At 75.0% G+C, this 14,967-nt stretch carries 11 protein-coding genes; all 11 read right to left on the bottom strand.

All coding sequences use genetic code 11. The annotated features are described in order from the left end of the window. Positions 1-3: 3 nt before the first annotated feature. Positions 4-1,518, bottom strand: coding sequence for a hypothetical protein (locus ACFVGS_RS09080; protein ID WP_385691820.1), 1,515 nt, complete (start codon positions 1,516-1,518; stop codon positions 4-6). Between the two features lie 43 nt (positions 1,519-1,561). Continuing rightward, positions 1,562-3,196 carry a serine/threonine-protein kinase gene (locus ACFVGS_RS09075; RefSeq protein ID WP_385691817.1) on the bottom strand — a complete coding sequence of 545 codons (1,635 nt, stop codon included), beginning with the start codon at positions 3,194-3,196 and terminating at the stop codon, positions 1,562-1,564. A 5-nt stretch (positions 3,197-3,201) separates the two neighbouring features. Beyond that, entirely contained in the window at positions 3,202-4,971 is a 1,770-nt protein-coding gene (locus tag ACFVGS_RS09070) for an FHA domain-containing protein (protein ID WP_385691814.1), read from the bottom strand. Between the two features lie 5 nt (positions 4,972-4,976). Next, entirely contained in the window at positions 4,977-6,620 is a 1,644-nt protein-coding gene (locus tag ACFVGS_RS09065) for a hypothetical protein (RefSeq protein WP_385691811.1), read from the bottom strand. A 274-nt stretch (positions 6,621-6,894) separates the two neighbouring features. Continuing rightward, positions 6,895-7,899: a glycosyltransferase family 2 protein gene (locus ACFVGS_RS09060; protein WP_384408203.1), complete on the bottom strand. Its 1,005-nt coding sequence runs from the start codon at positions 7,897-7,899 to the stop codon at positions 6,895-6,897. A 37-nt stretch (positions 7,900-7,936) separates the two neighbouring features. Beyond that, positions 7,937-9,028, bottom strand: coding sequence for a glycoside hydrolase family 113 (locus ACFVGS_RS09055; RefSeq protein ID WP_384408201.1), 1,092 nt, complete (start codon positions 9,026-9,028; stop codon positions 7,937-7,939). A 15-nt stretch (positions 9,029-9,043) separates the two neighbouring features. Beyond that, positions 9,044-10,543, bottom strand: a complete 1,500-nt coding sequence (locus tag ACFVGS_RS09050; RefSeq protein WP_385691808.1) for an O-antigen ligase family protein — start codon at positions 10,541-10,543, stop codon at positions 9,044-9,046. Then, complete coding sequence (locus tag ACFVGS_RS09045; RefSeq protein WP_384408197.1) at positions 10,540-11,997, bottom strand: oligosaccharide flippase family protein; 1,458 nt, start codon at positions 11,995-11,997, stop codon at positions 10,540-10,542. Before ACFVGS_RS09045 ends, ACFVGS_RS09050 begins: the two co-directional genes overlap by 4 nt. Beyond that, a complete protein-coding gene (locus tag ACFVGS_RS09040; protein WP_384408195.1) occupies positions 11,994-12,770 on the bottom strand; it encodes a WecB/TagA/CpsF family glycosyltransferase in 777 nt (258 codons plus the stop codon). The genes ACFVGS_RS09045 and ACFVGS_RS09040 overlap by 4 nt, the downstream gene beginning before the upstream one ends. A 64-nt stretch (positions 12,771-12,834) precedes the next feature. After that, on the bottom strand, positions 12,835-13,572 hold the full coding sequence (locus tag ACFVGS_RS09035; protein WP_384408193.1) for a hypothetical protein: 738 nt from the start codon (positions 13,570-13,572) through the stop codon (positions 12,835-12,837). A gap of 131 nt (positions 13,573-13,703) precedes the next feature. Then, the gene (locus tag ACFVGS_RS09030; protein ID WP_384408191.1) at positions 13,704-14,804 is read right to left on the bottom strand and encodes a glycosyltransferase; all 1,101 of its coding nucleotides are present in this window, start codon (positions 14,802-14,804) and stop codon (positions 13,704-13,706) included. Positions 14,805-14,967 lie beyond the last annotated feature (163 nt).

Genomic DNA, 14,967 nt, shown 5'->3' with positions numbered 1-14,967 from the left:
GCGTCAGGCGCAGGAGTAGCGGAAGGTGCCCTCGGCCTCGACGGGGGAGTCCGCCGGGCGCAGGACCTGGAGGCGGGCGGTGCCGCGGAAGAGGCCGGGGCCGCGGACCGTCCACTGCAGGTGCACCGTCACCTCGCGCTCCCCGCGGCGGGCCGTGCGCGTCAGCTCCTCGGACTGCCGGCCGTCGCTGCGCAGCCAGCGGTAGGTGATGGGCCCGCCGCGGCCGTCGGTGTGCACGACGCCGGTCACCTCGGCGGTCTGGCCGCAGCCCAACTCCTGCGTGGGCGCCGTGACATCGGCCGCGGTCACCATGGGGCCGGCCGTCGGCCGCAGCAGCAGCCACAGGACCACGGCGACCGCCGCGAGCGCCGCCACGGTGCCGAGCAGCCCGGTGCGCCGACGCCGCTTCCGTACGGGGGCGGCCGTCGGGGCGGCCCACAGGGCCCGCAGGGCCTCCTCCTCGCTGAGGGGGACTCCCGGCCCGAAACGCAGCAGGATCTCGTCGTCACTGTCGTCATCGTCGTCACCGCCGCCGCTGCCTCCGGCAGATGCGGCGGGAGTGGTGGTGGGTGCGGCGGCACTCCGGTTCCGCTTGCCGAGCACGGTGACCTGGTCACCGGTGACGGAGGCGGGGCCCGAGCCCCGACCACGCCGCCCGAGAACGGTTTCCCCGGTGCCGCCCGCCGCGGCCTCAGCCGCGCCCTCCGCCGCGCCGACCGCCGGGCCGCTCGCCTGACCGTCCGCCGCGCCGTCCGCCGGGCCGCCGCGGTTCGGCTTCGCCGGCGTGGCGGCGGCCGCCGTACGCAGGGCGGTTCGACGGAGGAAGTCCTGGGGAAGGACCGTGCGGCCGGAGGTGAGGGTCGTGCGGGCCGTGGTGAGGTCGCCGGAGTCGGCCGCGGCCGCGCAGCGGGCGAACAGTTCCGCCGCGGGCGAGCCCGGCGTCGCCCAGGCGGTGGTGAGGGTACGGGCGAGTGCGGCCCATGCCGTGACGTCGTCCTGCCGGGCGGCGGCCGTCGGAACGTCGGCGGACAGTGCCGTGGCGAGGGCGGCCTCCGCGAGCAGGGCGGTGCCGTCCGGGGCGAGGACGACCCGGTCGGGCGCGAGCGCACCGTGGGCAAGACCGGCCGCGTGCAGGGCGAGCAGGGTCTGGGCGGTCTCGTTGAGGACGCTCGCCGCGCTGCCCTCGTCCAGTCCGGGCGCCCCCTCCTCCAGCAGGTCGGCCACCGTACGTATCGGAGGGCGCGAGACGAGCAGCCACACGTCCCCGGCCTCCGCCACCAGGTCGACCGTGGCCGGCAGACCCGGAAGCCGCAGTTTCGCCACCGCGACCACCGTGGCCGCGAGCCGCTGCCGCGCACCCTGCGGAGCGAGCAGCGCGCGGTCGATGCGCAGCGCGCCGTGCGGCGGTTCGCCGGTGTCGCCCGGCACCAGGGCGTGCCAGGTGCCGAACCGCCCGTCACGCGACCAGTCCGACAGGGCGCGCCCGGCGACCGTGGCGGGTGTCGCGGGTGTCGTCATCGTGTTCCGTTCTCTCTGTGGTCACTCGGTTCACTCAGGTCACTCAGCACGGCGGCGCGTCCGCCGAGGCCGTCTGCGATCCGTTCGCGGACTGCGGGCTGCTCCGCACCGTGACGTTCCAGGTGCCCCGGCACGGGTTGCCGGAGAAGTCGCCCTCGAAGGTCACGGAGTACTGGGTGCTGCCCGACAGCCGGCGGGACTGGGAACCGTAGGAATTGGCGGGCGTGTTGCGGTAGAAGTCCGCGGTGACGGTGACCGGCCCCGTACCGGTGGTCGTGATGGTCACGTCGGCGATCAGCCGGTACCCCGGCGCGCGGCGCAGGGAGCCGATCGAGATCGTGACCGTGCCGGCCGTCGGCGGAGCCGGGGTGGTGGTCGTCGGGGCCGGACGCGTCGTCGGCGCGGGCCCGGGACCACCGCCCGGGGCGGTGGTGGCCGCGGTCGGCGTGCCGCCGGTGGCGGGGGCCGGTGTGGTGCCGCTCGGCGACGGGCCGGCCGAGGCGCTGCCGGACGGCGAACCGCTCGGCGTCGGCGAGGTCGTGCTCGCCGACGGCGAGGCCGAGGGCGAGCCGGACGACGAGGACGCGGACGGGGAGCCGGACTCGACGGGCCTGCCCGACGGCACGGACGTGGCCACCGTGGTCGTCGTGTCGTCCGAGCCCGCCCTCGCCACCGTGAGGCCGCCCGCAGCCACGGCCAGCACGGCCACGCCCACGGCCGCCTGCCACAGGGGACGCTTCAGACGGCCGAGCACGGTCAGCGCCGGGGTCACCTCGTACACCGCGCCCGTCACCGCGAACGGGAACAACAGGGCCAGCAGGGCGGCCAGCCGGGCGAGCCCGCGCCGCCCGCGCTCCTCCCAGCCGGCGCCGTAGCCGGCGAGGGCGGCGCGTTCGAGGTCGGCGAGGAAGGCCTCGATGCCGGGCCGGTCCGCCGCCTCCTTCGCCAGCCCCTTGCGCAGCAGGTCCCGTACCGGCTCGGGCACGTCCTCCACCGCGACGGGCGCCCGCAGATGCTGGAGCCGCAGCGCGATCAGCTCGTCGGCCTGGAACGGGCGCCGGCCGGTCAGGCACTCGTAGAACACGGCCGCCGCCGCGTACACGTCGCTCGCCGGACCCGCCGGCTCGCCCTCCCACTGCTCGGGCGCCATGTACGCCGGCGTGCCCGCGGCCTCCGCCTCGCGGCCGGCGCGCACGGCGATGCCGAAGTCGGCGAGCGCGCTCGAACCGTCCGCGCGGACCAGCACGTTCTCCGGCTTGTAGTCGCGGTGGACCACCCCGGCCGCATGCGCCGCGCCCAGGCCGAGCAGGGAGCCCTTGAGCAGCACCAGGGCCGCCTCCGGCCCCGTCGCCCCGTGCGCGCGCAGCATCTCGCGCAGGGTGACCCCGTCCACCGCCTCCATCACGATCGCCGCGCCCGACCGGGCCTCCACGTACTCGTACAGCCGCACCACGCACGGGTGCCGCAGGTCGCCGAGCAGCCGTGCCTCGGCGCGGAACCGGGCCAGGAAGTCCCGGTCTCCGTGGAGCCGTTCGCTCAGGTACTTGATGGCCACGGGCACCCCCGTCGCCTCGTGCCGCGCGAGGACGACCCGGCCCCCGGCGCCCCGGCCGAGCGGCTTCACCGCCGCGTAACCGGGTACGGACCAGCCGCCGTCCCCGCCTGTCACATCCGTCATCCCGTTCATGCCGCCCCCTCCACGGCCACGCCGTCCGTCGGACGCGCCGGGCTCGTGCCCGCCGCCGCGCGACGCCGCTTCACCACTCGAACCAGCCACCGGACCGGCGCCGCCCACACCGGGAACGCCACCAGCGCGACGACCACCGCCACGATCACCGTGTCCCACGGCGGGTCCACCCGCCCCTTCAGCCACTCACCCAGCCGCGAGTGCCAGGCCAGCAGCGCCAGGAGCAGGAAGCCGTACGTCCCGACGATCACCGCGAGGCCGTACGCGGCCATCCCGGCCTGCCGCGCCCCGGGCCGGCGGCCCGCCCGCAGATCACGCCACAGCCCCTTGCGGAAGTACGCGCTTGCCTCCTCGCGCAGCCGCGGCACGCGCAGCGCGTCCGTGAGCGCCTGATAACCGTCCAGCGGCATCAGCGGATTGAAGTTGTACAAGGTGTTCAGATAGAGACCGAAGGCCAGGTGGAACAGCACGGCCGAGACGGGGCCGACCGGCAGGCAGGCCGCGCCCACCGCGCACCAGCCCGCCAGGGCGGCCGTCGACACCGGCCCCGACAGCGCCACCACGACCCGCGACCAGCGGGTGCCGAACCACATGTCGCTCGTGTCCACGAACGCGAACGGCATTCCCATCATGAGCATGAAGCCGCCGCGCCGTACCGTGCGCCCGTACGACTTCACCGCCAGCGCGTGCGCCAGCTCGTGCACCACCAGGGCCGATATGTAGCCGGCGGCCAGCGCCACCGGACCCCAGACCCCGGCCCCGCCGAAGTCCAGCAGGTGCTGCCGGCCCCGCGCGGCGCCGAAGAAGGCCACCAGACCGCCGACCACCGACAGCCACACCAGCGCCACGCCGGTACGCGTGAAGAACCGCCAGCCGAAACGGCCGTAGAGGCGGCTCACCGCACGGTCGAGGCCCCGGACGGACACCTCCGTCTTCAGCAGCGCCCGGTACACGGCCCGCCAGAACCGGCGCCAGCGCGTGCCCTCCCGCTCGTCCTCCTGGCCCGGCAGCCCGCGCAGCAGTTCCGCCCGCGCGAACGTCGCGAGCGCTGCCTCGATCCGCGGCAGCGCCAGCTCGCCGAACCGGTCGGCGTACGCGAACAGCAGGTCCCGCACGGTGTTCTCGCCGTCGAGGGCGTTCCACAGGAACACCTCGCGCTCGTCGAGCCGGAGGTACACGCCGGTACGCGTGTTGCTCAGCACCCAGTGCGGTTCCCGTGGGCCGTCCGCCGGCACCTGCTTCAGCGCCCACCCGCTGCGGCGGCGGGGCCGCGCGGTGAGCGGACCGGCGGCCTCCGGCGCCTCCTGCCCGGGCACGGCGGTCGGCAGCTCCGTGAGCTCGGTGCCGACCACCATCGTCCGGGAGCCGATCCGCGCGTCGCGCGGCTGCTCGAACACCATGCGGACGTCGCCGACGGACAGTTCGGCCCCGTCGGCGAGCCGCGCCGAGCCGCCGTGGAGGTTCACGCCGGCGACCGAGGTGCCGTTGAACGAGTCGAGGTCCTCGATCCTGAAGCCCGAGCCGTCACGGACGACCCGGGCATGGCGGCGCGACACACTGCCGTCCGGCAGGACGACGTCGTTGCCCTCGTCACGGCCCAGTGTGGTGACCTGACCGGTCAGCGTCACGAGCAGCCCGGGGTCGTCGAGGCCGCGCAGCCGGGGCGCGGCGAACGAGGTCGGGGCCGCGCCGCGGCGGAGCGTGCCGCAGCGCAGGCAGTACGGGAAGTCGCGCCGCACGTGGACGCGACAGGCGTGGCACAGCATGCGGATCAGACCGCTCCGGGGCCGCGGAACGCTCCGCCGTCGAGGCCGCCGGGCGTGCGGTGGCCGGTGTCCAGCTGGGTGCCGATGCGGTCGATGCCGCCGAGGCCGCCGGGGCGGAACACGCCACTACCCGTGCCGCCGGAGTCGGGCGCGGGCGTGCCGGCGCGGCCGCCGCCGCGGCCACCGTTCTCGCCGTCGTCGCCGCCCCCGGTGTCGCCGCCGCCCTCGCCGCCGCCGGGCGTGCCGGGGCGGCCGCGGCCGTTGTCCTCGCTGTTGTTGCCGGGCGTGCCGCCGCCTCCGCCGGAGTCACCTCCGCCTCCGTCACCACCGCTGCCGCCGTTGCCGCCACCGCCGCCGGTGTCGCCACCGCCCTGGCCACCGCCGGTACCGCCGCTGCCGCCGGTGTCGCCACCGCCGCCGCCCTGGCCGCCACCGCCGGAATTGCCGCCGCCCTGGCCGCCGTTGTCGCCGCCCTGGCCGCCGCCGCTGCCGCCGTGGCCCGGCCGCCGCTCGTTCTCCTGGCTGCCGCCGCTGTTGCCGCCACCGGAGTCGCCGCCGCCGCTGTTGCCGCCGGAGTCCCCGCCGCCGGAGTTGCCGCCGCCCTGGCCGCCGCCGGAGTCGCCGCCTTCGCCGCGTTCGTAGACGCCGCCGTGCCCGAAGCCACCGGCACCGCCGAAACCGTCACCAGGACCGCCGTCGAAGCCACCACCGTGGCCGCCGAACCCGCCTTCACCCGCGCCGCCGAACCCGCCCGGCCCGCCGCCGATGCCGCCGAAGCCGCCGGAACCGTCGCCACCGTGACCGCCGAACCCGCCGGGACCGTCACCGCCCAGACCGCCGGGCCCGTCCCCGAACCCACCGCCGCCGTGGCCGTCACCGAACCCGCCGGGGCCGTGGCCCTCGCCGCCGAATCCACCGCCGAACCCGTCCCCCGGGCCCTCGCCGAACCCGCCGCCGAAGCCGTCCCCGGGGCCCTCGCCGAAGCCACCGCCGAACCCGCCGGGACCGTGGCCCTCGCCGCCGAAGCCACCGCCGAACCCGTCACCCGGACCCTCGCCGAACCCCCCGGGACCATGTCCCTCACCGCCGAAGCCACCCGGCCCGTCGGCACCCGGCCCGCCGGGCCCGTGGTCGCCGAAAGAGCCGAAGTCGCCGAACTCCCCGAACTCCCCAGCGCCGCCGAACCCGCCCGCGCCGCCGAACCCGCCCGCGCCGCCGAAGCCGTCGGCGCCGCCGAGGTCGTCCAGGAGGGAGCCGCCGTCGCCCAGGCCCTGCGCGCCGAGCGCGTCGCCGATCAGGCTGCCGACGTCCGCGGCCGCCGCGTCCAGCGTGGCGGAAAGCTCGCGCGCGTCGCCCGTGTCGGCGGCGTCCACGTGCGGCGTCGTGGCGTCCACCGCCGCGGCGTCCGGTGCGACGTGGTCGAGGTGCATGTCGATGCCGGCGAGGGCGTGCGCCGCGTTGCCGAAGAAGAGCGACGACTTGGACAGGCGCGCGTCGAGGGTGGCGGGACCGTCGGCCGTACCGGACTCCACGCGGAGTCGGCGCAGTTCGGTGACCTGCTCGGAGGTCAGGCCGAGTCTTCGTGCCACCTCGTCCGTGTCGCCGTCGAGTTGGGCCGCGAAGGCCGGGTCGACCGCGAGTCGGGTCATGGCATCGCGATAGGGGTCGTTCTCGGGCATGGGCTGCCTCACGTTCTCCGTCGGTCCGCGTTCACACGTAGCTGATCCCGGCGGGAAGTGGAGGGTCCCCCTGGTCGGCGGCATGGGTGCCATTCCGGCCATCCCAACCGATGCCTGCAGGAACCTTATAGGGGCTGATGCCCGACTCGCGCAAGCCCCGAGGGGCACCGCGGGAACCGGGACCCAGCCAGGGGACGCTCCGTCCGCTCACGCTTCGCCCCGGAGCACGCCGGCCCTCCGATGATCACCGCAACTGCAGTGTCGGGGACGTGCCCGGAGACGCGGCCGTCGCCTCCGCCAGCGCGTGGGTGTACTCGAGGTCCCAGACCAGGCTGAAAGCCGCCAGTGACGGGCGGTCGGCGTGCAGGGCGTGGAGGAGGCAGCCTGCTCCGATCGCGCCCGCGACGGCGCACCGGCGGGCCGCCGGCGGCCCGCAGACCCGGCGGGCGAGGCGCAGCAGCCAGTGACGCCGCAGCAGGTCCTCGCGTATCGACGGCAGTCGTCGTGCGTCGGGGACGAACTGGTCGATGAGCACGTCGAAGCGTGCGCTGAGGGCGGGGATACGGGTCCAGGTCCGAAGGCTGCGGTCGCTGTCGTGCCAGACGACGGCGGCCGGGTCGAACACGAAGCGGCAGCCGAGCCGGGAGAGCCGGAATCCGAGTTCGACGTCCTCCTGCCGGGCCAGACGCTCGTCGAAGCCGCCGACGGCACGGAAGTCGGCGCGGCGGACCCCGAGGTTGCCCGTGTAGCAATGGGTCCACGCCGGAGTGCTCTCGCCGCGGCCCAGCCGGTCGTACTCCCGTCCCAGCCGGTCCGCGTCCCAGTGCGTCCAGGGCGGCATGCGCCGCCCTGGCGGGGCCAGGATAGGGCCGAGGGACACCGTGGGTCCGGCGGCGCGGTCCAGTGCGGCGTGGTGCCGGGCGACCAGCTCGGGACGGGAGATGCAGTCGTCGTCGATGAACAGGACGTACGGCGCGCCGGAGAGGGCCACTCCCCGGTTGCGGCTCGCGCCGGGGCCGATCGACTCCTCGTTGCGGACGACCCGGACGGGGAGGCCGGGGTGGGAGGACCGGACGCGGCGCGCCACCGGGTCCCGGCCGCCGTCGTCGACCAGGATCACGCCGAAGCGCCCGAAGGTCTGCTGCCCGAGCGCGTCGAGACAGGCCGCCAGCTTGCCGGGCGGGCGGTCACGCGTCGCGATGACGACGTCCAGCTCGGCGTTCCGTTGCGTTGCCCGCGTGTCCGCCATCACGTCCGCCTTCCCCTCGTGTCGCCCAGGTCGCCGGTCACGTCCACCATCGGCGTACCACCTCCTCGGCGGCCTTCCCCCGCGGCGTGTAGTCGAGGGCGTCGTCCGGGCTGCCGTGCGGCATGACGTCCCAGACCCACCAGAACACACCGGCCCACCAGGGCTCGTCCCGGAAGCCCGCGAGCAGCGCCTCGTAGCCGGCCGCCTGCTCCGCCTGGTCCGGCGTCGTGCTGACGGTCCAGGAGTACGGGGCGGTGGTGGACCCGCGCTGGCTCACGTAGCCGGCTTCGGTGAACAGGATCCGGCGGTCGCGTCCGGCCGCGAACGCCGCCAGCTCCTCCCGGATCGGCTGCCACGCGCGTTCCAGCGCCCGCACGTCGTGGGTGGGCCGCGCGCTCAGGGGCCAGTAGGCGTCCACGCCGATCAGGTCCACGGCGTCCCAGAAGGCCACCCGGGGGTACTCGTCGTAGTTGGCGGCGTACACCAGGAGCCCCGGATAGTCGGCGCGCACGGCCCGGATGACGGCCAGCCACTCCGCCCTGTCACCGGACACCCCTTCCAGTTCGGTCCCCACGGCGAACTGCTCCACGCCGGTCCCGGCGGCCAGGCGGGCGTAGTGGGTGATGAAGGCGGTGTAGGAGGCGAACCACGCGGCGTGGTCGCGTGGCCGGATGTTGCCCCGGCTCTCGGCGTCCGGCAGGTCGACATGCGGTTTGAGCAGGACCTTCAGGCCGTGCGCGTGGGCCAGGGCGATCACCTTCCGCACACCGGCGTCGTCCGGCGTCTGCCACACCGCGCCGGCGGGCGCCCGGGTGATCTCGTGGGCGCCGGCGTCGGCCTGGAACCACGTGGGAGTGATCTGGACCCATCCCGCGCCGACGTCGGACAGGTGGCGGAGACGGTCGTCGAGTGCCCCCGCGTCGTCGTAGCCGTCCCCCGAGTACGTCGGCAGGGCGAAACCGTGCTGCTGCTCCTGCGCCGGGCCGGTCAGGGAGCCGGTGGACGATCCGGACGGCACGGCGGTGAGGAGCAGGACGCCCAGCACGACACCGGCCAGCCACCGTGCGCGGCGCGTCGGAGCACCGAGCGGACGGAGGCCCGCGCCACGGGAACGGCCGGTGACCGGCACGAGCGCATCGCCTCCTCAACCCGGGCCCGCCCGCGGGCCGGTCTGCTCCGGCACACCGCCGCGCGGCACCGGCGGCGGTCCCGCCGAGACGTCGTCACGGCCGCAGAAGCAGACGGCGACCAGCAGCCCCGTCACGGCGGTGACGCCGAGGGTGTTGAAGGCAGGAAAGGTCATGGTGGTGAGGAGCAGGGAGAGCAGGGACGCCCGGCTGCCGACCCGGAGGACGTGGAGTCGCGGGTCCTCTCCCGGCGCGCCGCGCCGCAGGACCGCCGCCACGATCACGGCCACCAGGAAGACCGCCGCCGGCACCCCGATCTTCCACGCCAGCCACAGGTAACCGTTGTGGATGAACGGCGTGGTCAGGGGAGCGAACGTGTCCTCCTTGCCCCAGGTGACCGTGGCGCCGAAGCCCGAGCCCGTCAGCGGCCGGCCCCCGATCTCCTCCAGGACGACCTGCGACTCGATCACCCGGTACGAGTAGGACTCGTCGATCTCGAGCCGGTTGACGGAGAGCACGCGTTCCAGGGCCGTACGGATCTCGCCGGGGGCGAGCACGGCGAGGCCCACGAGCAGGGACACGGCGCCGACCGGTACCCACTTCGCCGCGTTCCGCCGTGCCTGGGCACCCGACATGACCACCACCGAGGCGCAGGACACCGCCGTCGCCACCCAGAAGGTCCGCTCGTACGTCAGCCAGAGACAGACCGCGTTCAGGCACACCACCGCCGCCAGCAGCCACCGGACCGGGACCGACCGCAGGCGCCCGGACACCAGCGCGGCCCAGGCCAGCGTCACGGCGACCGGATACGCGTACAGCCCGCCCTGCAGCGAACCGCGGCCCGCCGAGGTGAGGTCCACACCCCGGCGGATGCCGACGTCGGCCGAGCTCGTGTAGTCGATGGAGAACCCCCACTGGACGAGCCCCCACAGGCCCAGGGCCAGGCCGAGGGCGATCAGCGCCCCCTCCAGACGCCGACGGGCCGCCTTGTCCCGGACCACGGGCCACGCCAGCACGAACGCACCCACCCCGAGCATCACCCGGCGGGTCTCGTGGCCCGCCTCGCTCACGTCGGCTCCGCGGGCGATCCCCCAGGCCAGCGCCACGGCGAGCACCAGTGTGACGACCGCGGCGACGACGAGCGGCTTGTCGAGCTCAAGCCTCCGCGACAGGACGAGCCAGGCGACCCGGCACATGCCGAGGAGCATGAGGACGTCGACGAGCAGCAGCCCCGGCCGGCCGGATCCGCCGACGAGGGAGAACTGGTCCTGCACCTCGAAGGGCACCAGCACCGTGACGGCGATCAGCACGGACAGGGCGGCCACCGGAGCCCCGAGCGCCAGCGGGATCACCACGACGGCGCCGACGGCCGTGAGCGGGTCACCGGGCAGCAGCGCCCCGAACACGAGCGCGGCCAGCACGGCGGCACACGCCGTGCGCAGCGTGCGACGGTCCGGCCGGGACGCGAACGGCGCCGGCCGGTGCGGCCGGTTCCGTCCGGCCACGGCCCAGGTCACGGCGACCGCCTCCTGCCGAGGCGCCGGAACAGCAGCCATCCCGACACCGCCAGCCCGGCGGAGGCCCCGACGCAGACCGCGACGTCGTCCGACGCGCCCGAGGCGCGCAGGCACAGCAGCAGGGCGGCGGTCACCATGAGCTGCCACACCACCGCGGTCACGACCGGGCGCAGCGCGTGCCAGAGCTCGCGGCCCGAGGTTCCGGCGAGCCGCGCCCCGACGGTGGCGTACAGCGCCGCGTACGGCACGAAGACCGCGAGGTGCGCCAGCGCGGCGCCGCGGATCCCGTCGACCGACACGAGGACCCACAGGGCGGTCGCGGTGGCGACGCACCGGGCGGCCATGACCTTCGCGCGGAAGGCGATCTGTCCCGTACCCGAGAGCGCCTCGCCGATGCAGTTGTCGATGGCGTAGCCGATGCCGGCCACCCAGAGCACCTGGAAGGCGGCCACCATGCCGGTCCACTCGGGCCCGAGGACGGCCGGAAGGACCACCGGTGCGAGCAGGATGCCGACCGGCAGCAGCGGCAGCAGGAGCGCGGACATCAGGCGGACCGACTGCACCGTCCGCTGCCCGCTGGTCTCGGGGCTGGACGCGGCGGCGGCGAAGAGCACCTTGCCGACCTGTTCCGAGAACTGCGTCGAGGGCGCCATGGCGATCGTGAAGGCCAGCGCGTAGAGGCCGACGAGACTCGCGTCGCTCGACAGCCCGACGACCAGGTAGTCGATGTTGGCGGCCAGCATCAGGGTGACGCCGAACAGGAAGAACCACCGGTCGCCGGTGCGCTCGCGCGTCTGGGCGGGGGAGGCGGGCGGGAGCGCCTTCCGGCGGCGGAGCCCCGGCAGGCACAGCGCGGTCGTGAGGACGGCCAGCAGGCCGAACAGCGCCACCTGCCGCGCGACCAGCGACCAGATGCCCGCTCCGGCCAGGACGGCGACCACGGCCACCACCGCCGACACGACGTTGCCGGCCGCCGTCGCTCCGGCGAGCCGCCGGAACTGCATCGACTTGTGCAGCAGGGCCGTGGGGATCAGGGAGATCGCGTGCAGCGGCAGGCAGACGGCGAGCAGGGCCACGGCGGGCGCGTCTCCGCCGTTCGCGAAGGTGCCCACCAGGGGCCCCGCGGACGCCGCCATCACCGCGGCGAGCGCCGCGCCGACGAGGAAGCAGCGCCAGAAGGCGCGTACGAGGTAGGCCCGGGTGAGGTGCGGGTGCACCATGATCGCGCCGTACGTGCCGTGGTCCACCAGCAGCGTCGCGATGTAGACGACGGCCGTTCCGACCGCGACGGTGCCGAAGCCGGAGGGCGGCAGCTGGCGGGCGAGGAAGATCAGCGATCCGTAGGCGAAGGCCTGGGCGAGCAGATGGCTTCCGGTCATCCACGAGGCCGAGGCGATCAGGCTGCGCCCGGTCGGCGCGCGGGACACGGAGACCGCCTCGGTGCCGACGTTCATGGCAGTGCCGGGCGGCCGGCCGAGGTCGTCGGCGACGCGTCGCGCCGCCACCGCAGACGGAGGGCGTCGACGGCCAGCCGGGCGGTGGTCGGGAGCCCCTGGACGAGGTAGCGGCGCCAGAGCCAGGGCTGGCTCGTCAGCCGCCAGGCCCACTCGAGGCAGAGCCGCCGGACGAGCTCCGGGGGCCGTGAGCGGTCGCCGTTGACGAAGTCGAAGCTCGAACCCACCCCCACGAACCAGGTGCCGGGCAGCGCGGGGCGCAGATCGGACATGACCGCCGTCTGACTCGCGAAGGGCAGACCGATGAAGACGATGTCCGGGGCGGCGGCGACCAGCCTGCGGGAGAGGGCCGCCAGCTCCGCGGCCATGGTCTCGGGCCGTACGAAGCACGGATAGGTTTCGGCGCGCAGCCCCGGGCTCACCTGCCGGAGCCGGTCCGCGGCCCGCTCCGCCTCACCGGGCCGGCCTCCCGCGAGCATGACCGAGCGTCCCCGCGCTCCTGCTCCCGCGGCCAGCGCCCGCAGCATGTCCGTGCCCGTGATCTGCCCGGGCACGGGGGTCCGCTGGATGCGCAGGGCCACCACCAACGGCATTCCGTCCGTGACGACGAGCTCGCTCTGCTCGAACATCCGCCGCAGCTCCGGCGACCGCCGGTACTGCCGCAGGATGTCGATGTTCGGCGTCAGCACCGTCCCGCCCCGGCCCTCCGCCAGGCTGTCGAACACCCGGTCGACGGCCTCGTCCAGCGTCACCGCGTCGATCGGCATGCCCATGAGACGGGGGGTCGGACGGGAAAGGGGCGATCCGGGAGCAGGGAGCGGCATCGGACTCAGCTCCTCAGGGCTTGCGGCTCAGGGTTTCCGAAGGGTGCACGGGAAGCTCGCGGGCGGGCGCGGCGACGTCCTCGTCCCGCGGGCGGCGCCGGTGCCGCTCGATCCCGTAGGCCGCGAGGACGCCGAGGAACATCCCACCGGCTCCGGCCATGACCATGATCACGGCCGCGGGCACCTCGTCGACGCGCACCGCCGGGCCGGTCGAGTCGATGCTCAGGGTCGGGTCCACGCCGGACTGGCGGACGAAGGTGAGGAGCTGCAGCCTGCGGGACTCCTCCCCGGCGTTCGGGTCGGCGTCGGTGTTCTTCTGCGCGAAGGCGATGCGGCGGTCCAGCTCCGCCGAGACCGTCTGCCACCGGTCCTTCAGCGCGGTCTGCGCGAACGTCTCCGCCACGCGGACGGCCTGCCCCGGCTCGTCCGCCCGGGCGGTGACCTCGATCATGTTCGTCTCGTCGACCGTCTTGACGTCGACGGCGGCGCGGACGGACGCGGGAGTCCAGGGGGCACCGAGGGACCGGGCGGTCGCGGCCGCCACACGCTGGGAGTCCAGCAGGCGCGCCACCGTCGACGAGGTCCGCTGGGCGTCGCCGGCATCACGGATGAGGCTGGTACCGATGAACGTCTCGTCGGACTGCGAGAGCGGCGTCACGGGCATCCTCGTGGTCGCACGGTAGGAGGGGTCCCGTGGCCCCCACGCCACCACCGCACTCGCGACGAGGGCGGCGAGAGTGGTCAGCACCACCAGGGGCCACCAGCGCAGGAGGTCATGGAGGGGGACGGAGCCCAGGACGGGCTCCCTCGGGGGCCGCGCCGGGGGCGGTGTGCCGTCCACCGTTGTGGAGGTCCGGAGGTCGCGTCGGGACGGATTCGTCGTCATGCCTGCCGCCTGTACGCGAGAAGGTGCACTTCGACGGCCCGGTTCTCGTCGAACGCCGGGTCGGGGGACTCGCCGTCGGCCAGTTGCTCGTCGATGGCCCGGTTGAGATCGTGCGGATCGCCCGCCTCGAACGTCTGTGAGGCGAGTTCCCGCAGGCCACCCACGTTCGCCGCGGCGGTCGGGGTGCCCAGCTGACGGGCCACCGCGAGCACGCCGCTCTGGCTGGCCTTGTCATAGGGCAGGACCACGAGGTCCGCCGCCGAGATCGCCGCCGCGAACTCCTCGAGTTCGAGGAACTCGACCCGTGCGGCCACGTCGACGCCGTACGCCTCCGCCAGTTCCGCGCAGTGCGCCCACCCGCCCCGGTCCTCGCCGACGACGGCCAGGCGCCGGTCCGCGGGCCAGTGGCGAGCGCTCTCGATGAGCACGTCGAGCCGCTTCTCGGGCCGGATGCACCCCGCGAAGAGGATGACGGACACGTCCGCACCGGCCCGCCACGCGCTGCGCCACGCGAGCTGCTCCTCCTCCGAGGCCTCGGGCACGAGCTGGACGAGCGGAGAACAGTGCGCCTCGAGACCGCGGCGGCGCAGCACCTCGACGTCCGCCTGGGAGTAGACGACGAGCGTGTGCGGGACACGGAGGGCGAGCCGGAGCAGCCAGCCGTCCACCCGGCCCCGCCGCGAGAACGTGTCGTGCGGCGAGTAGACCACCAGCCGGTGCCTGAGCCGCGCGACGCCCAGCGTGAGCAGGGTGAGCGCCCCGGCCGCGGCGATCCCCTCCACATGGAGGACCGCGCCCCGCGGCACCGTGCTGTGCAGGTGCGGCAGGGTACGGCTGACGAAGCGGCGGGCGATGGCGGCGGAGCGCCGGAGGCCGCCCGGACGGTCACGCGGCCACCAGGAGCACGGGCACAGGTCGACGCCCTTGACGCTCACCTCTTCGTGCTCGTGCCCGGTGTGGAGCACGACGTGCCGGCCGGAGCGGGCGAGGAGCTCGCCGAGGCGGCACGCGTGCTGGAAGACCCCTGCGTACCCCGAGGGCTCGAACAGGTGGATCTCGGGGCCCACGGAGGTGATCCGGTCGGTTTCCGGGCGCATGCCAGTAGTCTCCGGCGGTGCCGCGGGCGGCTTCATCGGCACTCCGACCCGATTTTGCGCACCGGGGTACCCAGATACAGCATGCGACGAGCCCGTCACACGGCGGCGTGGCGCTGCCCTGGCGGCGCCGGGACGGGGCGGGCGTGCAGGCGGGCCGGCCCGA

Source organism: Streptomyces sp. NPDC127114 (assembly GCF_042677525.1).
GTDB lineage: Bacteria > Actinomycetota > Actinomycetes > Streptomycetales > Streptomycetaceae > Streptomyces.
Note: the sequence above shows the minus strand (reverse complement) of the source record. Positions and strands in the feature narration are given on the sequence as shown.

Bases quoted from the DNA above. Each gene is read 5' to 3' on its own strand.
- ACFVGS_RS09065 (WP_385691811.1), bottom strand. From the start codon at position 6,620: ATGACCCGACTCGCGGTCGACCCGGCCTTCGCGGCCCAACTCGACGGC.
- ACFVGS_RS09045 (WP_384408197.1), bottom strand. From the start codon at position 11,997: ATGAACGTCGGCACCGAGGCGGTCTCCGTGTCCCGCGCGCCGACCGGG.
- ACFVGS_RS09030 (WP_384408191.1), bottom strand. From the start codon at position 14,804: ATGCGCCCGGAAACCGACCGGATCACCTCCGTGGGCCCCGAGATCCAC.
- ACFVGS_RS09080 (WP_385691820.1), bottom strand. From the start codon at position 1,518: ATGACGACACCCGCGACACCCGCCACGGTCGCCGGGCGCGCCCTGTCG.
- ACFVGS_RS09040 (WP_384408195.1), bottom strand. From the start codon at position 12,770: ATGGGCATGCCGATCGACGCGGTGACGCTGGACGAGGCCGTCGACCGG.
- ACFVGS_RS09060 (WP_384408203.1), bottom strand. From the start codon at position 7,899: ATGGCGGACACGCGGGCAACGCAACGGAACGCCGAGCTGGACGTCGTC.
- ACFVGS_RS09075 (WP_385691817.1), bottom strand. From the start codon at position 3,196: ATGACGGATGTGACAGGCGGGGACGGCGGCTGGTCCGTACCCGGTTAC.
- ACFVGS_RS09070 (WP_385691814.1), bottom strand. From the start codon at position 4,971: ATGCTGTGCCACGCCTGTCGCGTCCACGTGCGGCGCGACTTCCCGTAC.